Below are 25,894 nucleotides of genomic sequence, written 5' to 3' on the forward strand. Positions count from 1 at the left end.
TCGCCTTTTTACCTAGGGAAAATAATCATGAACTTCGGCAATCTTAAGATCGGAGTGCGCCTGGGCTTGCTGGGCGCTTTCTTCATGTTGGCCCTGCTAACGGTCGGCTACCAGGGCTGGAGCGCAATCAGTTCCATCAAGGCAAATAACGCCCAGAGCATGCAGCGCTCGGTCGACCTGACCCAGGCTGTCGATACTGCGCGCAGTGCGCAGGTTGAATTCAAGATCCAGGTGCAGGAGTGGAAGAACATCCTCATCCGTGGCCATGATCCGGCCCAGCTGGAAAAATATACGGCTGCATTCACAAAGAGTTCGCAGGCTACTAATGCCGAGCTGAAGAAGCTCGCTGGACTGTTCAACAAACTGCATGTCCAGACCAACCTTGATGATGAAGCCATCAAGATGCATGAGGACCTGGGCAAGAACTATCTAGCCGCACTCAAGCAATTCGATACGGCCAATCCGGAAAGCTACAAGATCGTCGACAAGGCGGTGTCGGGCATGGACCGTCCACCGACCAGGAAGATCGATGAGATCGTCGAACTCATCGATGGGCTGTCGAAAAAGAATGTGACGGAGGCGGCTGCGGCTGCCGATGCGACGACCCGTTCGGCCACCATCACGCTGTTGATCGTGCTGGTGGTGACAACGGCCGTTGGTGCTGTCATCGTGTGGTGGATCGTGCAGGGCATTACGCGCCCATTGGACCAGGCGATCGATATCGCCAAGACTGTGGCGGCTGGCGACTTGAGCCGCGATGTCGAAGTCAAGACCCGGGATGAAGTGGGCGAGTTGCTGGGGGCGCTGAAGCAGATGAGCGGCAACCTGTCCGACATCGTGAGCCGCGTGCGCGTAGGCACGGAAACCATTGCCAGCGCCTCGAGCGAGGTGGCGACCGGCAGCATGGACTTGTCAACACGCACCGAACAGCAAGCCAGTTCGCTGGAAGAAACCGCTTCTTCGATGACCGAGCTGACCAGCACCGTGCGCCAGAACAATGAGAACGCAACGCAGGCGCGCAAGCTGGCCGACGAGGCGTCCGATGTCGCCGTGCGCGGTGGCGCGACGGTGTCGGAAGTGGTGCAGACCATGGGGGCGATCAACGAGTCCTCGCGCAAGATTGTCGACATCATCGGCGTGATCGATGGTATTGCGTTCCAGACCAATATCCTGGCCCTGAACGCGGCGGTGGAGGCTGCGCGTGCGGGCGAGCAGGGACGCGGCTTTGCCGTGGTGGCGGGCGAGGTGCGCAACCTGGCGCATCGCTCGGCTGCGGCGGCAAAGGAGATCAAGGAGTTGATCAGCAATTCCGTCGAGAGGGTGGAGCAGGGCAGCCGCCTGGTCGGCGAGGCTGGCGTGACGATGGACGAAGTGGTCAACAGCGTGCGGCGCGTAACGTCCATCATCGGCGAGATCGCCGTTGCGACGGGCGAGCAGCGCGAAGGCATCGAGCAGATCAGCGATGCCATCACGCAGATGGATAGCGTGACGCAGCAGAACGCCGCACTGGTGGAGGAAGCGGCAGCGGCTGCCGAAGCTTTGCAGCAGCAGGCCGCCAGCCTGACGGAAGCGGTTTCCGTGTTCCGGCTGCGCGAGACCGGCGCTGGCGCCGGGCGCATGCAGCTGTCCGCAAACCGCAGCTTGCGGGCCTTGCCGGCTTAAGGCTTCTTGCCGAAGAACCAGGCCAGCGCGACGTGCACGCGGCTGGCCCAGGACTGTTCGTTATGGCGCCCGCCCGGGTCGGCCAGGAACAGCAGGTCGCGGCCCTCGCGGTAGCCTTGTTTCACCATGGCCTGGCGGAATGCTTCGCTTTCTTCCAGGCCGTCGTTGACTGTTCCCGCATCGATGTAGAACCTGACGGGCATCCGCAGCGGCGGATGTTTCAGCGCTTCCTGGCCGTTCCACCAGAAGGAGCTGGAAAAACCGCCGGCCATCGAGAACAGCTGCGGATAACGTTGTGCGATGCCGATCGAGGCCAGCCCGCCGAGCGATGAGCCCATTACCGCCGTGTGCTCGCGGCCTGGCTTGGTGCGGTATTGGCTGTCTACCCAAGGCTTCACCGTTTGCGCGACGAACGCGGCGTAGGCGTCGAGTTTTCCGCCGCCGTACTTTGGATCGCTGCTGCCAGTGTATTCGCCAATGCGATCGCTGGTGTTGTCGATGCCGACGACGATCACTTCTTCCATTTCGCCTTGCCGTTCCAGGCGGTCCATCACTTCGTCGATATTCCATTCGGTGCCGTAGCTGGCGGTTTTCGGCTCGAACAGGTTCTGGCCGTCGTGCATATAGAGCACGGGGTAGCGGCGTTTGGTGTCGCTGCCGTAGCTGGGCGGGAGGTAGATGCGCAGCGTGCGCTCGTTGCCCAGTTGGGGAGACTTGAAATTCTCGACCAGCTGCAGGGTGCCGTGCCGTGGCGGCGCGGCGGCCGCTGGTGCGGGCTGCAGGCGCACACCCAGCACCTCGGCGCTGTTGCGGGCGCCGCTTGCGCCGCCGGCGTCGGCGTAGCTGGCGTTACTTTGCAGGGTGCTCATATTGTAGAAGGGCTGCAGCTCAAGGCGGTAGCTGCCGCGCTTCAAATGCGCCGTCAAAGGCGTAGACCATGCGGGACCGTTGGCGGGGGCGTTGTGCGGCATCTGGACAATGCCCTCAGCCGCCACCGCTCCCTGCTGGTCGCGCAAGCGCAGCATTTGCACGGCGTTGGTGATGCCGAGGTTGATCTGGTGGGCGTGGTTGTTGTAGCGCAGCTGGACGTGATAGCGGCCGTCGCGCGCAACGCTGACCGCTTCGCCAGTGCTGCTGGCGTCCGCAAGGCAGGCTGGTTGCGAGTGGTGGCTGCGCGTTCCGGCGGCAGGATAGATCGCCTCGGCTGCATAGCATGGCGCCGCTGTGCGCATGGCCCGGTCCGTCCAATCGCCTGCTGCGACGCCGGCGGCGGCAAGCTTGCCATCGCGGTAGATAGTAAAGCGCGCATCCGGCGATGTCCCCGCTCCCGGCTCAATGCGGAAGGCCGCCCAGCTGTCGCGCTTCGCGCCGCCGGAAGGCGCTTTTTGCTGGAGGACGGGTTCTGGCGGCGCGGTCGAGGCGGCCTCGCTGCCCGCCAGGGTAATCTGCTGCCGTCCCTCCACCAGCGGCCCCATTTCAACTTCCAGCAGATTGTCCTCAGCCAGCTCGTTCCACGCGGCTGACCCGCCGGCATCCTTGCCATTCAGTTTGCCGCCAATGGGCAGGTAGTAGCCGTCGCGCGCTTCCGCAGGGGGCAGCTTGATTTTCAGGTGCAGCCGCTTGCCGTGCAATGTCAGTCCTGACAGCTCGATCACGCCGCTGCCGGCAAACCACTCGCGGCGCAAGCGGGAAGTAATGAACGGGCTTACGTGCAAGCGCTCGGTGTCAGCGCTGATGCCGAAGACCTGCTGCACCACCATGCCCAGGAATCCGCCTACCGACCAAAGCTGCCGGCGCGAATTGATGGCTGGCGCAGACGGATCCCCGCTGCGCCACTCCATGTTCTCCATATTCGACAGGTTGAGCGCAGCGCCTTGCAGCAAGCTGGCATAGGCGGCATCCGCCACAGCCACATTCCCGTACTGGGCCGCCGCTCGCAAGCCGTAGGCGGTAACGAAGGGCCAAAGGGCGCGATTGTGGTACACCGGCACGCCTGGCTGCTGCGGCCAGATGACCGGCGCGCCGAGCGGGCCATGCGGATAGCGCGCGAGTATCGATTGCGCCTGTTCGGCATCCGCCACGCCGGTGACGATGGCGAGCGACTGGCCAAGCCAATCGAATTTGTGCGTGGCCGCACCGTCGAAGTGGCCTGCGGTCAGGCTGCTGTACATGCCGGCATCCTTGAGCCACAGGCGGTCGTTGATGGCAATCTTCAGGTCCGCTGCCCAGCGCGCGTAGCGCTTTGCAGCGTCATGCTCGCCGCTTTGCTGGGCCAGTTCCGCTGCCAGCGTCAGCGCCTTGTAGTGGGCGACGTTGGTGGACAGCGCTTTGGACGATGCCATGCTGGACAGGTCGCCAGGGATCCAGGCTGCATACGATTGTTCGCGCCAGTCGAGGAAGGACTGCTCGCCGTTGTACAAGCCGCTGGCATGGTCGAAGGCGGCGATGCGGTCGTTCTCGATGGTGTTGCGCAGGGCTTTCAGGGCGATGGCGGCGAACTGTTTGCGCTCCTCCGGCGGCAGGGCGTTGAGTGTTTGTTCAGCGCCAAAGGCCCAGCTGACACGGTCGGTGCTGACTGGCCAGCTGCCGCCGCTGCCAGTGTCCTGCACGATTTGCAGGCCGTCGTCGCTGCCGGCTGCCAGCGGCGGTTTGCCGCCACGGTAGCCGGAGAGCTTGAATTGCAGCGAGTTGCGTGTGCGTATAGGGTCGAGCATGGCGAGGCCAAGGCTGGCCGCGTACGACAGGTCGCGGGTCCAGACGTAGTGCCATTTCTCGCCGGTTTCGAAGCATTCGCAGGCGATCGGGGCGCCGCCGTTGTAGCTGCCGTCGCGGATGGCCTGCACCGAATCCTGCCTCATCTCCGCGATCGCCAGCGCGAACAACGCATCGAAGGCAAGGTTGCCGCTGCGGACCTGGGGCAGGCCGGCTTGCTCGGTGTAGGTGATCGACTGCGGGGCGCCGTCGCGCAGCGGCATCGTCGTCGTTTGCGTGTAGCTGCGCAGCGCGGCCTGGGGATCCGGCGTCGCAAAGCTGGCTTTGTAGCTGCCGAAGGGAAGATCGACAGCGGCGCCTGCGCGTGCGAAGCTGGCGGTGCTTGCGAGCGCTGCGGCGAGCAGTGCCGCCAGCGCCTGCCGCCCTGGAAGGCGCCGCATTATCTGACCTCCATCACGAGTACCGAACGAGCAGGCAGGGTGAACTTTCCTGCCAGCGGAATAGTGCGGCCGGTGATCACGTCCGTGCCGCTGCGCACGCCAGCCAGCATTTCGCGGAAGCGGCCGGCGTCAAGCGTCATTTCCTTATCGTTCTTGTTCAGCGCCACCATCACCTTTTGCTTGTCGTCGTAGCGGAAGTAGACGTAGGTGTCCTGCTCAGGGCCGAACTGCATCATCTTGCCATGCTGGACGGCGCTGGAGGTCTTGCGCCAGTTGACCAGTTTTTTCACAAAGGCCTGCATCTCGCGCTGTTCGGCGTTCAGTCCCTCGCCGGTGAAGGCATTCACCTTGTCGCCTGCCCAGCCGCCCGGCATGTCGCGGCGGTAGGATGGATCGTCGCGGCCTTTGACGGTGCTCGGCATCAGCACCTCCGTACCGTAGTAGAACTGCGGGATGCGCGGCACGGTGAAGGTGAACGCCAGCACCATGCGCAGCAGGGCCGGGTCGCCATTGACGACGCTGAAGCTGCGCGCCAGGTCGTGGTTGCCTTCGAACAGCACCAGGTTGGATGGGTTCGGATAGAGGTAATCCTGGGCCAGGGTCTCGTAGACGTCATACAGGCGGTAAGTGCCGTCGGTATCGCCGAGCGCCTTGCGCAACGCGTCGTTGAGCGGGAAGTCCATCATGCTCGGCGCATTCAGCGCCTGCCAGCGCGCCACGACAGGAATGCGCGGGCTCCACTCCTCACCCACCATGTTCAGGTGGGGATATTCCGCCAGTACCCGCTTCGACCATTCGGTGAGGAAGGGCGTTTCGGAATAGCCGTATGTATCCACGCGCAGCCCGGACAGGCCCGCGTATTCGACCCACCAGATATTGTTCTGGATCAGGTAGTTCGCCACATAGGGATTATTCTGGTTCATATCCGGCATATGCGGACCGAACCAGCCCTGGGTGAAGTTGCGCGCATCCTCCTTGCTGCCATATGGATCGAAGTTGGCCACACGGTGGTGCGCGGTAGGTGTGTACTTGCCGTCGTAGCCAAGCCAGTCCGGCATCGGCATATCCTTCATCCACCAGTGATGGCTGCCAATATGGTTCAGCACCACGTCCTGGATCACGCCGATGCCGCGTGCGCGCGCCTGCGCCACGAAGGCGCGGTATTCCTCGTTGCTGCCGTAGCGCGCGTCGATCTTGTAATGGTCGGTGGCGGCGTAGCCGTGGTAGGAGTAGCTATCCTGGTTGTTTTCCACCAGCGGCGTTGGCCAGATCTGGGTAAAGCCCAGGTCTTTCACATAGTCCAGGTGCGCGGCCATGCCGGCCAGGTCGCCGCCGTGGCGGCTATTGCCATTGGCGCGGTTGGCTTTGTCCGGCATACCCGCCAAGTTGTCGTTGGACGGATTGCCGTTGGCGAAGCGGTCCGGCATCACCTGGTAAATCGCGTCGGCGCTGTTGAAGCCCTGGCGCTGCGCCGATCCAGGCGTCCGCGCCAGCAGCCGGTAGCTGTAGGTCAGGTCGGGTTTGCCGGGCGCAGAGAAGCGGATGTCGAAGCTGCCCGGCGCCACGTCCGGCGCCAGCACCAGGTCGATGAACAGGTAATTGCGGTTGGCGACGCGGGTCACGCTGCCGATGCGCACGCCCGGATAGTCGATGGAAGGATCCAGGTCCGCCAGGTTTGGCGCGTTCACCATCAGCTGCAGCTTGGGATTCTGCATGCCTGCCCACCAGAAGGGCGGTTCCATATGATCCACGGCCGCCGGTGCGGCAGATGCTGTTGTCAAAATGGTAGCGGCCAGGAAGGCGGCCAAAGCGGTCTTCTTCATCGATTCTCCGGTCGAAATGTCTTTGGGCCCGACAATACACCCAATTTGACTGTAGTTCTACTACACGTCGGTCCGTCCAAATTTGTAGCCGAAATACAACGCGAGCTCATTATTTCCCAGAGGGAGCCCGTAGCGGAAGGCAGAAATACACGTTTGTGATGATGGTCATTCATTGACACCAAATCTAGTTTTAGTACAGAATCCGCCTCAGAGCGTCCGTAAGAGCGTTCGCTTTCCAAGGATTCCCGTGTAGTCGAAATAAACCGGTCAGTGTAGGTTGCGGGAAAGAATGTTTATATGAGTGAGGGGACTTTGATGACTATCTTCGCCAACAAGCGAGGCAATACCGCTTTCCGACTGAGTCCGGTTGCGGCCGGGTGTGCTGTTTTCGTATCCGCCTTCGCGGGCTCTGCCTACGCGCAGACTACCACCGCCGAGCAGGCCGCAGATGCTGCGCCGATCCAATCCGTGACCGTGTCGGGCATCCGCCGCGGTATTGAAGATGCGATCTCCGTCAAGAAGAACGCCACTTCCATCGTCGAGGCCATCTCCGCAGAAGACATCGGCAAGCTGCCAGACACCTCCATCGCAGAATCCATCGCCCGCCTGCCAGGCTTGGCCGCCCAGCGCGTTGCCGGCCGTGCGCAAAACATTTCGGTGCGCGGCCTGTCGCCTGACTTCTCGACCACCCTGCTGAACGGCCGCGAGCAAGTGTCGACCGGCGATAACCGCAGCGTTGAATTCGACCAGTATCCATCGGAACTGATCAGCGGCGTCACCATTTACAAGACCCCGGACGCTGGCATGGTTGGCCAGGGCCTGTCCGGCACCCTGGACCTGCAGACCGTGCGTCCGCTGGCCTTCGGCGGCCGCACCGTGTCCATGAACGCCCGCATGGAAAAGAACTCGCTGGGCAAGATCGCCGACACCAAGTCGACCGGCAACCGCTTCAGCTTCAGCTACATCGACCAGTTTGCGGACCGCACCATTGGCGTGGCCTTGGGCTTTGCCCACCTGGACTCCCCTGTGCTGGACCAGGAAACCGGCCTGTACGAGCCATGGAAGAACGAATCGCGTGCCGGCGTGCCTGCCGGTACCAACGTCACCGACGGCATCAAGTCCCTGGAACGCAGCGGCTACAACAAGCGCGACGGCCTGATGGGCGTGCTGCAATACCGTCCAAACAAGAACTTCACCTCGATGATCGACGTGTACGCGTCGCAATTCAAGCATGAAGACACTGCCAACCAGTTTGAAGTCCACATTGGCGGCTACAACGGCGGCAACAAGCCTGACCTGCTGTTCACCAACGTCACCACTGCCGACGGCGCATTTGCCACCGGTACGGCAAACAACGTGTACCCACTGGTACGCGGCATGTACGACAAGCGCAAGGACGAGATCCGCGCAATTGGCTGGAACAACGAATGGCGCCAGAACGGCTGGTCGGTAGTGGCTGACGTGAGCCGCTCCACTGCCAAGCGAGATGAGACCAACCTGGAAAACAACCTGCAGATCAGCGATGCAGCCGGCAATCCATACCTGGATTCCGTAGCGCTGGCGCTGCGCAGCGGCGCTTTCCCGACCATGGACCCGGGCCGCGATTACAGCAACCCAGCCAACCTGTACGTGCGTAACACCATCTACGGTTCCGGCTACGGCAAGACCCCGCACGTCGAAGATGCGCTGAACGGCTTCAAGCTGGCAGCCAATATCCAGGCATCCGGCGCGCTTGAGCAGTACTTCTCGAGCTTCGACTTCGGTATCCACCGTTCCGACCGCAGCAAGGTCAAGCACCAGCCGGAAGGCAACATCAACCTGGCAGGCGCTCCGTCCACCATTTCGTCCGACCTGCTGTACAACCCGGTCGACCTGGGCTGGGCTGGCGTGGGCACCATCCCTGCGTGGAACGTGCCTGGCGTTGTGGCCAAGTACATGACCTTCGCTCCGACTGAAGACAAGGACTACCTGATCGCCAAGGCATGGTCGGTGAAAGAGAAGATCACCACCACCTTCGCTAAAGCCAACATCGAACACGAAATGGGCGATGTCAGCCTGCGCGGTAACGTTGGCGTGCAGATCCAGCACACCGACCAGTCGTCCGATTCCAACTACTGGGACGGCACCGCTCCAGCCGGCCAGCAAGTCAAGCCGGTCCACGACGGCAAGACCTACACCGACGTGCTGCCTAGCCTGAACCTGGCGTTCCAGCTGCCGAACGATCACACCATCCGTATGGCGCTGGCCAAGCAGATCGCTCGTCCACGTGTCGACCAGCTGCGTTCCGCCCTGGACTTCAACGTCGGCACCAACGACTTCAAGCCAAGCGGCAGCGGCGGCAACGCCCAGCTGGATCCATGGCGCGCCAAGGCCTTCGACCTGTCGTATGAAAAATACTTCGGCAAAAAGGCATATGTGGCACTGGCGTACTTCTACAAGAAGCTGGATACCTACATCTACACCCAGACTCTGCAGCACGACTTCTCGGCCCAGATTCCAGGTACCAAAGCCATTACCCCGTTTGGTAACTACTCCGCGCCATACAACGGCAAAGGCGGCAACCTGAAGGGCGTGGAGCTGACCGCTTCCCTGCCACTGAACATGCTGACCCCGGTGCTGGACGGCTTCGGCGTGAGCGGCAGCTACTCGTACAACGACAGCAAGATCACCATCGAGGAGCCAAGCTCCAGCCTGGGCAAGAACATCATGCTGCCAGGCCTGTCGAAGAACACCAGCAACCTGACCGTGTATTACGAGAAGAATGGTTTCGAGACCCGCCTGAGCAACCGTCGCCGTTCGGACTTCGTGGGTGAAATCGGCAACTTCGCCGGCGAGCGTTCGCTGCGCTACGTTGTTGGTGAAAACATCCTGGACTTCCAGATTGGCTACACCTTCAACGAGGGCATGTTCAAGGGCGTAGGCCTGGTCCTGCAGGCGAACAACCTGCGTAACGCCGCCTACGAGACCTACAACGGCAACCACAACCAGCAGCTGGAATACCAGAAGTATGGCCGTACCATCCTGCTGGGCGCGAACTACAAGTTCTAAGCATCCAGTAGCAATAAAAACGGGGGCCGCGGCCCCCGTTTTTTTACTTGGCCTTGGCGGCCAGCTGCTTGTTTTGCTCGTCCAGCCAGACTTTCAGCGGGGCGAAGTAGTCCAGCAGGGCCTGGCCGTCGATGCGGTCTTCGCCGGTGGCCACTTTGAGCTCTTCAGGCCATGGCTTGGAGGTGCCCATTTCCAGCATGGACCACAGCTTCTTGCCGGCTTTTTCGCTGCCGTAGATCGAGCACTGGTGCAGCGGACCGGTAAAGCCGGCTTCCTTGCACAGGGCGCGGTGGAACTGGAACTGCAGCAGGTGGGCCAGGAAGTAGCGTGCGTACGGCACGTCGGCGGCAACGTGGTACTTGGCGCCGGCGTCGAAGCCGTCTGCCAGCATCGGCGACGGGCGTTTCACGCCCATGTACTGCTCGCGCAGCTGCCACCAGCTCTTGTCGTAGTCGGCCGGCTTGGTTTTGCCGGCATAAACGTCCCAGCGCCATTTGTCGACCGAGTAGGCGAACGGCAGGAAGGCAACCTTGGCCAGTGCGCGCTTGAGCAGCACGCCGATGTCGGCGTTCGGGTCCGGGTTCTCGTTCATCAGGCCGACCTTCTTCAGGTAGTTGGGCGTGATGGACAGGGCAATGGTGTCGCCGATGGCTTCGTGGAAGCCGTCGTTGGCGCCGTTGCGGAACAGGTTGGACTGGTTCTTGTAAGCCAGGTCGTAATAAATGTGGCCCAGCTCATGGTGGATGACGGCAAATTCTTCTTCGGTCGGACGGATGCACATCTTGATGCGCACATCGTCCTTGCCATCGAGCTGCCATGCGGAGGCGTGGCACACCACGTCGCGGTCACGCGGCTTTTCCAGCAGGGAGCGCTGGTAGAAGGTCTCCGGCAGCTTCGGCATGCCCAGCGAGGTGTAGAAACGCTCGCCGTATTGCACCATTTCCTTGGCCGTGGTCTTTTTCTCTTCCAGCACATTGGTCAGGTCGAACTTGGACGCGCCGCTGGCAGGCATCAGGATCGGGTAGATGTTTTCCCAGCTCTGGCTCCACATATTGCCGAACAGGTGGGCCGGGATCGGGCCGGTCAGCGGCACGACGTCAGGGCCGTAGGTTTCGCGCAGCTTGTAGCGGGCGTAGGTGTGCAGGGAATCGTACAACGGTTTCACCTGCTGCCAGATGCGCTCCATCTCGGCCGAGAATTCTTCCGGCTTCATGTCGTAGCCCGAGCGCCACAAGGCGCCGGTGTCGGCATAGCCCATTTCGCGCGCGCCCTTGTTGGACAGCTCGATGTATTCGCTATACAGCTTCTTGTAGGAAGGCGATTGCATATGCCAGCCGTTCCATGCGTCCAGCAGGACTTTCGGATCGCGGCTGGTGGCCAGGGTCTTTTCCAGGTCGCCCAGCGCCAGGCATGGCTTGCCTTCGCCAGGGCAGTACTTGGCCTTGCCGTAGGCGCCATTCAGTTTGGCGTTGTCGTCGGCGTAGGCCTGGCGCTCTTTTGGATCCGGCAGCATCAGCGTCAGCTGCAGCAGCTTGATCTTGCGCGCTTCATCGTCCGGCAGTTTCACGCCGTTGAAGCGGCGGGCCTCCAGCGCGGCCTGGCCGGCCGCATCCAGCTGCTGCTCGCCAAAGTAGGCGGTCAGCGCTTCGGTGTCGTCGGTGATGAAGTTTTGCGCTACCCAGGCAGCCTTGTTGGCGTCGTTGCCCAGCTTGTCGAATTTCTCCTCGGTCTGCGCGATGAATTTTTTCGCCTCGGCCGGAGTGCCTTTGGCTTTTTTCTGGGCTGGTGCGGCGTGGGCAAAACCTGCCGCCAGGGCCAGGCCCAGCGCCAGTGCCAATGGCTTTTTCATAGTCGTTTTAATCAATTCATTCTCCTCTCAGATAAAACTGCTCGGTAATATATCACCCTATGAAACTAATTAAATTTGCAATATTGGCCCTTATTAGCCAGGCGGCTTTGGCGCAGAACGCGGATCGCCATTTCATGTCTGCCGCAAACAAGGGCAATGCGCTGGAAATCCGCACAAACGATGGCATTTACATCATCAAACCGTACTCCGCGGCGGTGGTGGAGACCAGTTTTATCCCGAAAGGGGAAGTGGCCGATCCGGTATCCCACGCGGTCATCATGGCGCCGGAAACTGTGGCAACTACGCTACGCGACGAGGGCGGCGTGCTGGAATTCGCTACGCCCGGCATCACCGTGCGCGTTGAAAAGCAGCCATTCCGTATCAGCTATGCCTACAAGGGGCAGCCCCTGGTGGCGGAAAAGCGCGGCTACCTCCATGAAGGCAAGCTGGAGGCCATTGAATTTGCGCTGGATGGCGACGAGGCCCTGTACGGCGCCGGCGCGCGCGCAGTTGGCATGAACCGCCGCGGCAACCGCTTCCAGTTGTACAACCGCGCCCACTACGGCTACGAAGCGCGTTCGCAGCTGCTGAACTTTACGATCCCGATGGCGCTGTCGTCGAAGAAGTACGCACTGCATTTTGATAATCCGCAGACCGGCTACCTGGACTTCGACAGCAAGAAAGACGGCACGCTGTCTTACGAAACCATCGGCGGCCGCAAGACATACCAGGTGATCGCGGGCGAGCAGTGGGAAGACGTGGTGGCCAATTACACCAGCCTGACCGGCCGCCAGCCGCTGCCGCCGCGCTGGGCTTTCGGCAATTTCGCCAGCCGCTTCGGCTACCACACAGAGGCTGAAACCCGCGCCGTGGTCGACAAGTTCATCGCCGACAAGATCCCGGTCGACGCGGTGGTGCTGGACCTGTACTGGTTCGGCAAGACCGTCAAAGGCACCATGGGCAACCTGGCCTGGGACAAGGAGAGCTTCCCGAACCCGCAAGGCATGATGGCCGACCTGGCCGCGAAAGGCGTGAAAACGGTGGTCATCACCGAGCCTTTCGTGCTGACCACTTCCAGCCGCTGGCAGGAAGCGGTCGACAGGAAAGTGCTGGCTACCGATGCGGCTGGCGCGCCGTTCACATACAACTTCTACTTCGGACATACGGGCCTGGTGGACTTGTACCGCCCAGAGGGGCGCGAATGGTTCTGGAATATCTACAAGGACCTGAAAGCCGGCGGCGTGGCCGGCTGGTGGGGTGACCTGGGCGAGCCGGAAGTGCATCCGGCCGCCCTGCGCCACGGCAGCAACGGCCAACTGGGCGCCGACCAGGTGCACAATATCTACGGCCACGACTGGGCGCGCCTGATCGCGGAAGGCTACCAGAAGGACTTCCCGAACGAGCGCCCTTTCATCCTGATGCGCGCCGGTTATTCGGGCTCGCAGCGCTTCGGCATGATTCCATGGTCGGGCGACGTGCAGCGCAGCTGGGGCGGCCTGCAGTCGCAAATGGAGATCGCGCTGCAAATGGGCATGCAAGGCCTGGCCTATATGCACTCCGACCTCGGCGGCTTTGCCTCGCCAATGCTGGACGACGAGCTGTATGTGCGCTGGCTGCAGTACGGCGTATTCCAGCCGGTGTTCCGCCCGCACGCGCAGGAAGAGGTGCCGGCCGAGCCAGTGTTCCGCACCGAACACACCAAGTCGCTGGCGCGCGATGCGATCCGCCTGCGCTACGCCATGCTGCCGTATAACTACAGCGCGGCCTTCGATAACAGCCAGACCGGCCTGCCGCTGATGCGGCCGCTCATGTTCGAAGACAGCGAAAACGGCGGGTCCTCGACCTATTTGTGGGGCCGCGACATCCTGGTTGCGCCTATTACGGAGCCGGGCGCCCAGCGCAAGGAAGTGAACTTCCCCAAGTCGGCCAGGACGTGGTTTGACTTCTACACGGGCGCGGCGCACAAAGGCGGCATCAATGAGGTGGTGCCGGTGGTGGCCGAGCACATTCCGGTCTTCGTGCGTGCTGGCGCCTTCGTGCCGATGGCGAACGTGGTGCAGACCACGCGCGACTACAGCACCAGGCAAATCGCGTTGAATTACTACTACGACGCCAATGCCGGCGCCACCAACGGCAAGCTGTATGAAGACGATGGCGCCACCGCCAACGCTTACCAGCAAGGCAAATATGAAATCGCCCATTTCAGCGGCGCTGCGACGGCTGCGAGTCTCGAAATCGGCATCGAGACCGAAGTAGGCAAATCCTGGCAGCCCGTGGTGCGCACCTATACGCTCAAGGTGCATAACGTAGCGAGCCGCCCACGCAGCGTGCGTTGCGATGGCAAGGACGTGGCGTCACGCTGGGATGCCCAAAGCCGGACCCTGCAAGTGGTCCTGCCAGCCCGTAGTGCAATGAAGGCAAAATTGGCAGTGATTCTGTAGCATGACTACAAAATGTCGTAAAAACTGAGTGTTTACGGGCTGTCTGTGCATTGACAGCCCTAAATCACCGTGTTATTTTGCTACAAATTACTCGGGGACAGAAATGCAAATGCATTCGATCATCAGCAAACCGCGCCTGACCTTCTGGCAGTTGTGGAACATGAGCTTCGGCTTCTTCGGCATTCAGTTTGGTTTCGCGCTGCAGAACACCAATACCAGCCGCATTTTCTCCACCCTGGGTGCAACCCCGGACGAACTGCCGCTGTTCTGGCTCGCCGCGCCGGTTACCGGCCTGCTGGTGCAGCCGATCATCGGCTACCTGAGCGACAACACCTGGCACGCAACATGGGGCCGCCGCCGTCCTTTCTTCTTCATTGGCGCGCTGCTCGCCAGCATTGCGCTGTTCCTGATGCCCAATTCGACGGCCCTGTGGATGGCGATCCTGGTCCTGTGGCTGATGGATGCCTCCATCAATATCTCGATGGAGCCGTTCCGCGCCTTCGTCGGCGACAAGCTGGATGAATCACAGCAGACAGCCGGCTTTGCAATGCAGACCTTCTTCATTGGCCTGGGCGGCGTGATTGCTTCGCTGCTGCCGATGATCTTCACGAATTACCTGCATGTCAGTAATGAAGTGGTGAACGGCGCCATTCCGGATTCCGTACGCTACTCGTTCTATGCTGGCGGCACCGCCTATTTCCTGTCAGTGCTGTGGACCGTGCTGTCTTCCGACGAACTGCCGCCGGAGGATATGGAGAAATTCCGCATGGAGAAAGCCCAGCGCCGAGGCCTGATCTACTCGCTGAAGGAGGTATTTGGCGGCTTCGTGCACATGCCGAAGACCATGGTGCAGCTGGCGCTGGTGCAGTTCTTCACCTGGTTCTCGCTGATGGGCATGTGGGTCTTTACCACGCCAGCCGTGGCGGAAAACGTCTTCGGCACGGTCGATGGCAAGTCGGCCATCTTCCAGGAAGCGGGCAACTGGGTCGGCAACCTGTTCGCCGTGTATGGCGGCGTTTCCGCGCTGGTCGCCTTCGTGCTGCCTAAGCTGGCGCATGCCACCAGCCGTAAATTCGTGCACATGCTTTGCCTCGTGATTGGTGGCCTGAGCCTGATCAGCATCGCCTTCATCCACGACAAGAACGTGCTGATGCTGCCGATGATCGGGGTGGGCATTGCGTGGGCCAGCATCCTGACCATGCCATATGCGATCCTGGCGGGCGCCTTGCCGGCCAAGCGCATGGGTTACTTCATGGGTGTGTTCAACTACTTCGTGGTGCTGCCGCAAATCGTCGCCAACCTGGTGCTCGGCCCCGTCATCAAACACCTGTTCGGCGGCCATTCGGTCAACGTGCTGGTTCTTGGCGGCGTCTCGATGGCGATTGGCGGCATCCTGACCCTGATCGTGAGCGATTCGGCGAAGAAAGAAGCCTGAGCCATCCAGCGGCGCGCACCGAACGCGCCATTCGCGGTAAAAATATCCTCTGCGACGTAGACCCATGAGGAGCGAATATGGCAATGCAGACGGTAGCAACTACTCCCATCCCCGGGCAACGTCCGGGGACTTCGGGACTGCGCAAGAAAGTCGCAGTTTTCCAGCAGCCGCACTATCTCGAAAACTTCGTCCAGGGCCTGTTCGATACCCTGGGTGATGCCGCCGGCAAAACTCTGGTGCTGGGCGGGGATGGCCGTTTCCACAACCGAAACGCGATCCAGGTCATCCTGAAGATGGCTGCGGCGCATGGCTATGCCCGCGTGCTGCTGGGGCAGGGCGGGATCCTGTCGACGCCGGCTACCAGCTGCGTTATCCGCAAGCATGGCGCATCCGGCGGCATCATCCTGTCCGCCAGCCACAATCCCGGTGGCCCGGATGGTGACTTCGGCATCAAATACAACGCTGAAAACGGCGGCCCTGCACCGGAAGCGCTGACCGAGGCAATCTACCAGCGCACGCTGGCGCTCTCTCAATACTGCATCAGCAATGCGCCGGACGTCGACATCGACAGGGCCGGCGCCAGCGTGAAGATCGAGGGCATGACGGTCGAAGTGATCGATTCAGTTGCCGACTATGCGGAGCTGATGTCGCAATTGTTCGACTTCGACGCCATCCGCCGCCTGTTCGCCGCTGGCTTCACCATGCGCTTCGATGCCATGCACGCTGTTTCCGGCCCTTATGCGCACGCCATCCTGGAAGGCATGTTGGACGCGCCCGCCGGCACGGTGATTAACGGGGTGCCATTGGAAGACTTTGGCGGCCTGCACCCCGATCCGAATCCGGTCACTGCTGAAGAACTGATTGACATCATGTGCGCCAATGCCGCGCCGGATTTTGGCGCTGCCTCCGACGGCGACGCCGACCGCAACATGATCGTGGGCCGCGATTTTGTCGTGACACCGTCCGACAGCCTCGCCGTGCTGGCGGCGAATGCCACGGTGGCGCCGGGCTATGCAGACGGCATTTCCGGCATTGCGCGCTCCATGCCAACTTCGCGCGCGGCGAACCGCGTGGCGGATGCATTGGGCGTGCCCTGCTACGAGACGCCAACAGGATGGAAGTACTTTGGCACCTTGCTCGATGCAGGCAAGGCCACGCTGTGCGGTGAGGAGAGCTACGGCACCGGCTCGCGCCATATCCGCGAAAAGGACGGCGTGTGGGCAGTGCTGTTCTGGCTTAACCTGCTGGCAGTGCGGGGCGGTTCGGTACGCGATATCGTCACCGCTCATTGGCAACGCTTTGGCCGGCACTACTATTCGCGCCACGATTACGAAGCCATTGACGCTGATGCGGCGCACCTCTTGATGCAGGACTTGCGCATCAAGCTGAGCAACCTGCCGGGCCAGAAGCTGAACCATTACGAAGTGCAGGCGGCAGACGATTTCGAATATACCGATCCGGTGGACGGTTCGCACGCCAGCCAGCAGGGCATCCGCATCATGATGACGGACGGCTCGCGCATCGTGTACCGCCTGTCCGGCACCGGCACCGAAGGCGCAACCTTGCGCGTCTACCTCGAACGTTTTGAAGCCGATCCGGCACAGCACCATATCCCAACGCAGCAAGCCCTGGCAGGGCTGATTGCCATTGCAGACAGCGTGGCGAGCATCGTCATGCATACAGGCCGCACCAATCCAACCGTCATCACATAGGAAAGCGAATGAAACTTTCATCCCTTGCATTTTCCCTCATGCTTGCCACTGGCGCGCACAGCGCACTGGCGGCGCAGCCCAAGCCTTTCCTTTGGGAGAATGCGACTGTCTACTTCCTGATTACCGACCGCTTCGCCAACGGCGACAAGGCCAACGACCTGGAATACGGCCGCAAGGCGGATGCGGCGCCCTTGCGCGGTTTCATGGGCGGGGACTTCAAGGGGCTGACGGCGAAGATCAAGTCAGGCTACTTCGACGACCTGGGCGTGGACGTGATCTGGACTACGCCGCCGGTCGAACAAATTCACGCCGGCACGGATGAAGGCACAGGAAAATCCTACGGCTTCCACGGTTACTGGGCGCGCGACTTCACTGCGATGGATGCCAATCTTGGCACCGAGAAGGACTTCCGCGATTTCGTCGAAGCCGCCCACGCCCGAGGGATCCGCGTTCTGCTGGATGTGGTGATGAATCATACCGGTCCGGTGACCCAAAGCGATCCAGTCTGGCCTGAAGGCTGGGTGCGCACCGAGCCGCAGTGCACATACAAGGACGCGCCGACAACGGTCAGCTGCACCCTGGTGAAGAACCTGCCGGACTTTCGCACCGAGAGCGATGCTCCGGTGGAGCTGCCTGCAGCCCTGGTTGAAAAGTGGAAGGCAGAAGGGCGCTACGAGCGCGAAGTAAAAGAGCTGGAACAGTTCTTCGCCCGCACCGGCTACCCGCGCGCGCCGCGCTACTACCTGATGAAATGGCATGCCGACTGGGTGCGCAAGTACGGTGTCGACGGCTTCCGCGCCGATACGGCAAAGCACGTTGAACCTGCCGTCTGGGCGGAGCTGCACAAGGTCGCATTGGCCGCGCACGATGAATGGAAAAGCCTGAATCCGAAGAAGGTACTGGGCGATGGCCGTTTCTTCATGCTGGGCGAGGTGTACAACTACAATATCGCGCATGGACAGGATTTCGATATCGGCGGTGGCGCGAAGGCGAACTACTATGCCAATGGCTTTGATGCCCTGATCAACTTCGGCATGGTGTTCGATGCAAAGGGCGATTACGAGTCGATCTTCAGCAAGTACGCCACGCAGCTGGCGGGGCCGCTGAAAGGGCACACGGTGCTGAACTACATGGGCTCCCACGATGATGGCAATCCTTATGATCCGGCGCGCGAGAAGCCGTTTGAAACGGCCAGCAAGCTGCTGCTGGCGCCTGGCGTGGCGCAGATTTACTACGGCGACGAAATTTCACGTCGTCTCGACGTGGCCGACGCGAAGGGCGATGCAAAGCTGCGCTCCTTCATGAACTGGGGCGATATGAAGGCCAACGCAAAGGTGCGCGCGCATTGGGCGAAGCTGGGCGCGTTCCGGCAAATGCATCCCGCCATCGGCGCCGGCGAACACAAGAAGCTGGCCGACGCGCCGTACACCTTCAGCCGCGTGCGGGGTGAAGACAAGGTTGTCGTGGCGCTGGATGTGAAGACAGGACAGCCGGTCGATATTTCCGTCGGCGGGATGTTTGCCGATGGCGCGAGGGTGAAGGATGCCTATTCAGGCGCGTCGTACACGGTGAAGGACGGCGTTGTGCATACCAGCGGCAAGAGTTCTACGGTTTTGCTGGCTCGTCTTCCGGCGGATAAGTAATTCGCAAGCCATCTACGCTGGCAAAGGGCGTCAGCTTATGCGGGCGCCTCTGGCGCGCGTCGATGATATCGTCGACGCGTACGCCGCGCACCAGCAAGGCGTCCGCCACCAGGGAACGGTGGCAGCGCCACGGTACCGCTTCCGCGCACATCAACACGCAGGCCTTGCTGCGGCCAAGTTCGACAACCTGGTCGACGTTGGCGGCAAATTCTTCAGTCTGCATGTAGTCGGCATAACCGCGAAACGATGTGTTGCGCCAGCCGGTGTTTGGCGAATCCTTGCGCGGGTGGCGCAGGCCGCCAAGCCCGCGCATGTAGCGGTACTCGATTCCCGCGCTTTTCAATGACGCCGCGAGCTCGTCCTGCCCGAACTGCGGGTTATGCCGCGACTTCGGCACCGTCCTGATGTCGAGCAGGCATGCAATGCCATTCTGCCGTAGCAATCCAATAAATTCCTCGATTGTGCGGTTCGAATGGCCGATGGTGCAGACGAGTTCCGAAGCCATGTGAGTCTCCGCGATAGCAGTTCCTAAGTTTGCTCGAGAATTCCTTTGTAGATGACAAGATCGGCTTGTGAGAAGCAGCAGAAGATGACTTCCTCAACTACCGAAAATTCTTCCGCTGCTGCACGAACCGTCGATACAGCCAGCTTGGCGGCCAGTTCTATGGGATATCCATAGATACCCGTGCTAATGCTGGGAAATGCCAAGGTTACAGCGCCGCTCCTGGATGCTTGTTCCACGCTGTTGCGATAGCACGCCGCCAGAAGCTCAGGCTCCCCGTTGGTGCCGCTGCGCCAGACCGGTCCGACCGTATGAATAATATACTTCGCCGGAAGGCGGTAAGCCTTTGTCAGCTTCGCCTGGCCAGTTCTGCAGCCACCGAGGAGACGGCATTCATGCACCAACTCCGGCCCGGCGGCGCGATGGATCGCGCCGTCAACGCCGCCGCCGCCGAGCAGCGATGAGTTTGCAGCATTGACGATGGCGTCCACAGTAAGCGTCGTGATGTCGCCTTGAATCGCGCGAAGAATGGTTGACATGAGTAAGTGGAATTCGACCCTGGAGTTTATTCAACAAATACTATAGCCGTCCGGGGCGGAATGGTGAAGCTGCCCGTCGCAGCGTCGTAGCGGCCGGGCGACCCGGCCTGGACGGGATGGAGGCGGTATGCTTTACCTGCCTCGCTCTTTGCAACGATGGCCTGCTCGACCTTATCGACGTTGATGAAGTAGGCGATGGTGCGGAAGCGGGCGCCTTCATAGCCGCTGCCGTCCAGGCGCGCCGCCACGACAGTAGCAACCTGGTCGGGGCCCGTATTCAGGAAATGCAGGCGCTGTTTGATATCTTCCGCCGTGCGCATGCGGAACAGGGTGCTGCTGGCGCGAATGCGCAGCAGATCGCGGAAGGTGTCGCGAGCGAACGCAATATCGGCAGGTGCCGGCTGCAAAGCGCGATTGGCCAGCAACGGCTGCATCAGCGCGTAGTCCTTGCCGTTGTCCGCGGCTGGCGGCAAGCCCACGCCGAAATTATTGGTCTGGTACGACCAGTCCAGGCGATTGAACCAGTCGCCCGATTCGAAGCTGTTGCGGTCCATCGACTTGGAGCGCAGGATATCGAAACCGGCGTGGTAGTAGGCCACTCCTTGCGAGAAAGCATTGATGGCCGCCGCCAGCATCTGCACGCGCGCGCGGTCGGTGCTGGTGGTTGATAGCGGCAGCTTGAAGACATTGGCGTCGTACAGCGTCTGGTTGTCGTGGTTCTCCACGTAGTTGACTACTTCGCCCGGCTGGCTGGCATAGCCTGCCGGCTGGTTGCCGCCATAGACAATGGCTTGCAGCTCCCTGGTCTGGCCGTTAAACGTCTGCATGCGGTAGCTGCGGATGGAGCCGGCCAGGCCGACTTTCACCAGGTCCGAAGCCGCCAGCAGATCGGTTACGGGCCGCAAGCCTGCGCCGGCATTCGGGTCATACACCAATCCGTTCACGTAGCCCTGCTGCGCGATCGTCTGCTGCCCGGAGTCGCCGGCACTGCCGCCGCGCACTGCATCGCGTGCGCGGTCGCTGAAGGTGCCGATGCCGCTGCCGTTCAGCGACAATTGCGAAGCCTGAACGAAGCGCGCGCCATTTGCCACTTCGCCGAAATTCCAGCCTTCGCCGATCAGGTTCACATGCCGTCCGGCCGCCTTGTCGACGCGCGCCTGCAGGGCCTCCATCGCCGCGCGCGGCTGGTGGCCCATCAGGTCGAAGCGGAAGGAGTCGATGTGGTAATGCCTGGTCCACAGCTCGGCCGAGTCGATCATCAGCTTGGCCATCATGCGATTTTCCGTGGCCGTGTTGTAGCAGCAGGTCGAATTCTCGATGTCGCCCTTCAGGTTGAGGCGCTGGTAGTAGCCCGGCACGATGCGGTCCAGTACCGAGCGTTCCTGCTGGCCGCCGCGGAAGGTGTGGTTGTAGACAACGTCCGTGCCAACGCGCAGCCCGGTCTTGTGCAGGGCCATGACCATCTCGCGCAATTCAATGATGCGGCGCGCGCCATCGGAAGCGTCGGTGCTGTAGCTGCCCTCGGGCGCGTTGTAATGCCATGGGTCATAGCCCCAGTTGTAGCAGTCCTTCTGGGCATTGTCGCTGATGATCTTCTGCTGCTGGTCGCTGTCCGGGGCGCCATGCACGACGGGTGCAATGCAACCCTTTTCCGGCACGCTGCCAAGGTCATACACCGGCAGCAGGTGGACGTCGGTCAGGCCGGCTTTGGCCAGTGCGGCCAAGTGCTTCATGCCGTTGGAGCCGGTTTCGCGGAAGGCGGTGTATTTGCCGCGGTTCGGCGCACTGACCGACAAATCATTGATCGAGAAATCGCGCACGTGCAATTCGTAGATCGACATGTCGGGCTGGGCCTTGACCGTAGGGGGCGGCTGGTCCTTGCTCCAGCCGGGTGGCGCCAGGCGTGGATCGGCCAGGTCGGCGATGTAGCTGCGGGCGGAGTCGGTTGTCAGGCTGACGGAATAAGGATCGGTCACCAGGTTGCGCACCAGGCCGGTTTTCGGCGCCACCACGTCCACGACGTATTTGTAGTAATGGCTGAACAGGTCGCCACGTGCGCTGGCGGACCAGATACCTGTCTTCGCATCGGCGTGCATGGTGGCGATGGACTTTGGCTTGCCGCTGCCGGTGTCATAAAGGCAGACGGCGACGCGCTGTGCGGTTGGCGCCCACAACTTGAATGTTGTATTGCCTTGGGCGATGGTGGCGCCAAGGTCAGTTGCCTGTTCTGCGGCGGCGTAAATCTGGTCCAGGGCGCCCGGCACTTGCAGCGCTGTCGCATCGCGCACCGTGCCGTCCTGGTTTTCCTGCACCAGCACCAGCTGCTTTGCCAGCAGCGCAGGCAGGCGCGCACGGTCAGCGTCCGATAGCGCGAGCAGCGTTCCGTCGCCGGTGTATTTGAAGCGCTCGGCCAGCGCAGCGGGCGGTGCAGCCGTCGCCACTGACATCGGCAGGGCGCCTTCTGCGCCGCTGACAGCGCCGCCCAGGGGCGCGCTGATGCCGGCGGCGTTGGCGTAATACAGTTTGAAGCTGCCTTCCGCCTGGATGCCGGTCCATTTGGCGAGGCGGCCATCGAGCCATAAGGCACGGGCATCGAAACCCTGGGTAGGAGCGAGCACCGTTTCAAACGGGGCATCGCAGGAGGCCAGCGTTGGCGGCGTGGATGCGGTCGGCGCGGCGCTAAGGGCGGTGGTCGGCGCCGCTGCGGCGGGAAATGCGGCAAGGGCCGGCAGGAGGGCCGCGACGAGGGTGCGCTGCTTCATGATGTCTCCGTAGTAGTGATGCTACAGAAATCTTACCCTAAATTATGTAGCTCTACTACATTTCACTCGCGCTGGATCTGGTGCTTTTTCAGCTTGTCGTAGAGCGTTTTGCGCGGCAGGAGCAGGCGGTCGGCAGCCAGCGCCACGTTGTTGTCGGCGGCGGCCAGCGCACGCAGGATCAGGTCGCGCTCGAAAGCGTCGACTTGCTGCGAAAGCGAAGGCTGTTCCGTCTCGCCGGCCATTGGCGCGCCCGCAGCGGTGGCGACGCCGCTCGCGGACGCGGCGCCGGCCGACATGGCGGCACTGCCGGCAGATCCCGCGCCGGCGGCCCATTCAAGTCCGGCATCCGTCGCCAGGCCGGCCGGCGCTGAAATGCCCGCGCCGGTCGACGCACTTGCCGGCGCAGACGACCCGGCGTAGTTCACCGCGCCCGCTGCGGGAACCAGGCCGAGGGTAAGGCGCTCGGCGAAATTTCGCAATTCGCGCACATTCCCCGGCCAATCCGCCGCCTGCCACGATGCCATCTGTTCCGGCGTCCAGCGCGGTACCGGGCGCTGGTAGCGTTGGGACGCCTCGGCGACGAAGTGCGCCAGCAGCAGCGGGATATCCTCGCGCCGGTCGCGCAGGCGCGGCAGATCGATGCTGATCACGCCAATGCGGTAATACAGGTCTTCGCGGAACAGTCCTTGCGCGGAAAGGGCCAGCAGATCGGCTTTGCTGGCCGCGATCACGCGGCAATCCAGCGCCACCGATTCATTCCCGCCCAGGCGCTCCAGCCGCCGTTCCTGCAGCACCCGCAGGAGCTTGACCTGAAGGGCCAGCGGCATGCTCTCGATCTCGTCGAGGAACACGGTGCCGCCGTTGGCGAATTCCAGCTTGCCGATTCGGCGCTTCTGCGCTCCCGTGAAGGCGCCGGCTTCGTGGCCGAAAATTTCGCTTTCGAACACGGACTCCGGCAGCGCACCGCAGTTGATGGCGACGAAGTTGCCCTTGCGGCCGCTGGCGGCATGGATCAGGCGCGCCATGACTTCCTTGCCGGTGCCGGTCTGGCCGTTGACCAGGATGTCGACGCCGGTCGGCGCCACGTTACGCATGACGACCTTCAAATGTTCGATCGCTTCCGAGCGGCCGACGAGATCCGGCATGTCGGGATGCTGCGCGCGCTCGGCACGCAAGTGACGGTTTTCCAGCACAAGGCTGCGGCGCTCTTGCGCGCGCCTGACGGCGTCCATCAGGCGTTCGGAAGAGAAGGGTTTTTCGATGAAATCGTAAGCGCCTGCGTGCATGGCGGCGACGGCCATGTCCACGTCGCCGTGACCGGTGACGACGATCACCGGCAGTTCGGCATCCAGTGCCGCGACGCGCAACAGCAGATCCAGGCCGGAAATGCCCGGCAGGCGTACGTCGGTAACCACGACGCCGGGATAGTCGGGGCGCAGCAAGGACAGCGCTTCCTCGGCGCTGGCGCAAGCCTGCACGGCGAAGCCGCCCAGTTCCAATGTTTGCGAGGTGGCCAGGCGCAGTGCTGCCTCGTCTTCAACCAATAGCGCCTTCATCGCGCTGCTCCTTCTTCAATTAGCGGTAAGCGTAACTCAAACTGCGCGCCGCCGCCGTCCATGTTGTGCGCGCTCAGCCGGCCGTTCATCGCCTGCACGATGGACGAGGAAATCGCCAGCCCCAATCCCAGGCCTTGCCCTGCAGGTTTGGTGGTGAAAAACGGCTCGAACAGGTGGGCCGCCACTTCTTGCGGAATGCCAGGGCCGCTATCGCTGATGCGTGCCACGCCGTCGGTTCCTTCGCGCGACAGCACAACTGAAACACGCGGCTGCGGCCTGCCTTCCACGGCATCGAGGGCATTGCGCAGCAGGTTGATCAGCACTTGCTCGATGCGTACCGTATCGCCCGCCACCGTGAGCGGCGCGGCGCTGGTGTCGATTTCCAGCACGACGTTGCAGCGCTTGCACTCGCTCTCCAGCAGGAAGGCGGAACTGCGCACAGCCCGCCCCAGTTCCACTGGGCCGACCGTTTCGTCCTTGCGTGCAAACCCCTTCAGCTGGCTGATGATGGCGCCCATGCGCGCGCTGGCGTCGCCGATATGACCCAGGTTGCTGGCTGCCTGTTCCGGCTGTCCGCGTTCCAGGAAAGTGCGCGCATTATCGGCGAAGGCGCGGATGGCCGCCAAGGGCTGGTTCAGTTCATGCGTCATGCCGGCGGCCATCTGGCCCAGCATGGCAAGCTTCCCGGCCTGCACCAGCTCATTCTGCGTGGTGCGCAGGATGCGGTTGGTTTCGCTCAGTTGCTGCGTGCGCTGGAATATCCGCGATTCCAGTTCACGGTCGAAGGCCTGGCGTTCTTCGCGGCGTCGCTGTTGCTGGTGCATGGCCCAATATGAAACGCCGCCGCATGCAAGCAGCAAGGCGGCGGCCAGCGCCCAGTTGATACCGCTGCGTACCACGCGCAACTGGTTCGGGAAGATCATCAGCTGCCAGCCCAGGCGGCCCACTTCCTGCGTCACGCGCGGGCCGGGGTTGCGCGCCAGCGGTGTCACGTTGCGGCCGGTGTATTGCTGCGTGCTGGCCAGTTCCGCCAAGGCTTCCGGCGGCAGCGGCCCGAGGCTGTGGTAGCGCCATGCGGGACGGTTGCCAAGAAAGATGACGCCGTGGCGGTCTGCCAGCACGATCGGGTCTTCGCTGCTGTTCCAGTTGCGTTCCAGTTCGGCGAGGCTGATCTTGACCGCGATCACGCCGTCGATGGCGCCGTTGCGGCGTACTGGCTGCGCAATGAAGTAGCCGGCTTCGCTGGTGCTGGTGCCGATGCCGTAAAAGCGGCCTGCGTCGCCGTGCAGCGCGGCCTGGAAGTAGGGACGGTAGGAGAAATTCTTGCCGGCGAAGCCGAGGGGCTGGTCCCAGTTGCTGGCCCCCAGTGTCAGTCCGTTGCGGTCCATCAGGTAGAGCGCGCCGACCTTGGCTTGCTGCTGGATGGTTTGCAGCGTCTGGTTCAGGCGCGCGATGGCTTGCGGGTCGTTCGGGTGAGCCAGGGCGTTGGGCAGGTCGGGTTGCTGGGCCAGCACGAAGGGGAGGGTTTCGAAGCGCTCCAGGACGGATTGCAGTTCGGGCGCCATGAGTTGCAGCTGGCGCTGGCCTTGTTCCAGCTGCTCGTTGCCGGCGCGGTGCGCGCCGAGCAGATAGGCGCACACGATGATGATGGTGGCGGCGGGATAGAGCAGAAGGTGGGGTTTGCGCATAGGCGTCATTTTAAACCGGTAAAGCAGTGTCAGACCCGCAGGGTCTGACACTGGTCTGCGGCCGCCGCGTATCAGGTGTCTG

14 protein-coding genes are annotated in these 25,894 nt (G+C 62.1%); 6 read left to right on the top strand and 8 right to left on the bottom strand.

All coding sequences use genetic code 11. The annotated features are described in order from the left end of the window. Nucleotides 1-27: 27 nt before the first annotated feature. Nucleotides 28-1,662: a methyl-accepting chemotaxis protein gene (locus GM658_RS09570; RefSeq protein ID WP_155453796.1), complete on the top strand. Its 1,635-nt coding sequence runs from the start codon at nt 28-30 to the stop codon at nt 1,660-1,662. Here GM658_RS09570 and GM658_RS09575 read toward each other — a convergent pair. Together GM658_RS09575 and GM658_RS09580 are read right to left on the bottom strand one after the other, a co-directional pair. Then, entirely contained in the window at nt 1,659-4,814 is a 3,156-nt protein-coding gene (locus GM658_RS09575; RefSeq protein WP_155453797.1) for an alpha/beta hydrolase-fold protein, read from the bottom strand. The two genes, GM658_RS09570 and GM658_RS09575, sit on opposite strands and share 4 nt — an antisense overlap. Further along, entirely contained in the window at nt 4,814-6,637 is a 1,824-nt protein-coding gene (locus tag GM658_RS09580; RefSeq protein WP_155453798.1) for a glycoside hydrolase family 13 protein, read from the bottom strand. The genes GM658_RS09575 and GM658_RS09580 overlap by 1 nt, the downstream gene beginning before the upstream one ends. A gap of 315 nt (nt 6,638-6,952) precedes the next feature. Here GM658_RS09580 and GM658_RS09585 point away from each other — a divergent pair, with 315 nt between their 5' ends. Next, the gene (locus GM658_RS09585; RefSeq protein ID WP_155453799.1) at nt 6,953-9,685 is read left to right on the top strand and encodes a TonB-dependent receptor; all 2,733 of its coding nucleotides are present in this window, start codon (nt 6,953-6,955) and stop codon (nt 9,683-9,685) included. A 43-nt stretch (nt 9,686-9,728) separates the two neighbouring features. Here GM658_RS09585 and GM658_RS09590 read toward each other — a convergent pair whose 3' ends face one another. After that, a complete protein-coding gene (locus tag GM658_RS09590) occupies nt 9,729-11,534 on the bottom strand; it encodes a M2 family metallopeptidase (RefSeq protein WP_155453800.1) in 1,806 nt (601 codons plus the stop codon). A gap of 134 nt (nt 11,535-11,668) precedes the next feature. Between GM658_RS09590 and GM658_RS09595 the strand changes: the two genes are divergently transcribed. From GM658_RS09595 to GM658_RS09610, 4 genes are all read left to right on the top strand, one after another. Beyond that, nucleotides 11,669-13,975, top strand: coding sequence for a glycoside hydrolase family 31 protein (locus GM658_RS09595; RefSeq protein ID WP_229416837.1), 2,307 nt, complete (start codon nt 11,669-11,671; stop codon nt 13,973-13,975). A 109-nt stretch (nt 13,976-14,084) separates the two neighbouring features. Further along, nucleotides 14,085-15,410: an MFS transporter gene (locus tag GM658_RS09600; protein ID WP_155453802.1), complete on the top strand. Its 1,326-nt coding sequence runs from the start codon at nt 14,085-14,087 to the stop codon at nt 15,408-15,410. 77 nt (nt 15,411-15,487) lie between these two features. After that, nucleotides 15,488-17,122, top strand: a complete 1,635-nt coding sequence (locus tag GM658_RS09605) for an alpha-D-glucose phosphate-specific phosphoglucomutase (RefSeq protein WP_155453803.1) — start codon at nt 15,488-15,490, stop codon at nt 17,120-17,122. An 8-nt stretch (nt 17,123-17,130) separates the two neighbouring features. Then, entirely contained in the window at nt 17,131-18,765 is a 1,635-nt protein-coding gene (locus GM658_RS09610; RefSeq protein WP_155453804.1) for an alpha-amylase family glycosyl hydrolase, read from the top strand. Here the strand turns inward: GM658_RS09610 and GM658_RS09615 are convergent. The 5 genes from GM658_RS09615 to GM658_RS09640 form a co-directional block, all read right to left on the bottom strand. Next, nucleotides 18,728-19,270 (bottom strand): DUF488 domain-containing protein, encoded by a 543-nt coding sequence (locus GM658_RS09615; protein ID WP_155453805.1) that lies wholly within the window; start codon nt 19,268-19,270, stop codon nt 18,728-18,730. The two genes, GM658_RS09610 and GM658_RS09615, sit on opposite strands and share 38 nt — an antisense overlap. Before the next feature lie 23 nt (nt 19,271-19,293). After that, nucleotides 19,294-19,806: an O-acetyl-ADP-ribose deacetylase gene (locus GM658_RS09620; protein WP_155453806.1), complete on the bottom strand. Its 513-nt coding sequence runs from the start codon at nt 19,804-19,806 to the stop codon at nt 19,294-19,296. A 26-nt stretch (nt 19,807-19,832) separates the two neighbouring features. After that, nucleotides 19,833-22,568 carry an alpha-1,6-glucosidase domain-containing protein gene (locus GM658_RS09625; protein WP_155453807.1) on the bottom strand — a complete coding sequence of 912 codons (2,736 nt, stop codon included), beginning with the start codon at nt 22,566-22,568 and terminating at the stop codon, nt 19,833-19,835. 62 nt (nt 22,569-22,630) lie between these two features. Next, nucleotides 22,631-24,124 carry a sigma-54-dependent transcriptional regulator gene (locus tag GM658_RS09635; RefSeq protein WP_229416838.1) on the bottom strand — a complete coding sequence of 498 codons (1,494 nt, stop codon included), beginning with the start codon at nt 24,122-24,124 and terminating at the stop codon, nt 22,631-22,633. Continuing rightward, nucleotides 24,121-25,812 (bottom strand): sensor histidine kinase, encoded by a 1,692-nt coding sequence (locus GM658_RS09640; RefSeq protein WP_155453808.1) that lies wholly within the window; start codon nt 25,810-25,812, stop codon nt 24,121-24,123. Before GM658_RS09640 ends, GM658_RS09635 begins: the two co-directional genes overlap by 4 nt. Between the last annotated feature and the right edge of the window lie 82 nt (nt 25,813-25,894).

The sequence above is a fragment of the Massilia eburnea genome, assembly GCF_009720745.1.
Lineage (GTDB): Bacteria > Pseudomonadota > Gammaproteobacteria > Burkholderiales > Burkholderiaceae_D > Rugamonas > Rugamonas eburnea.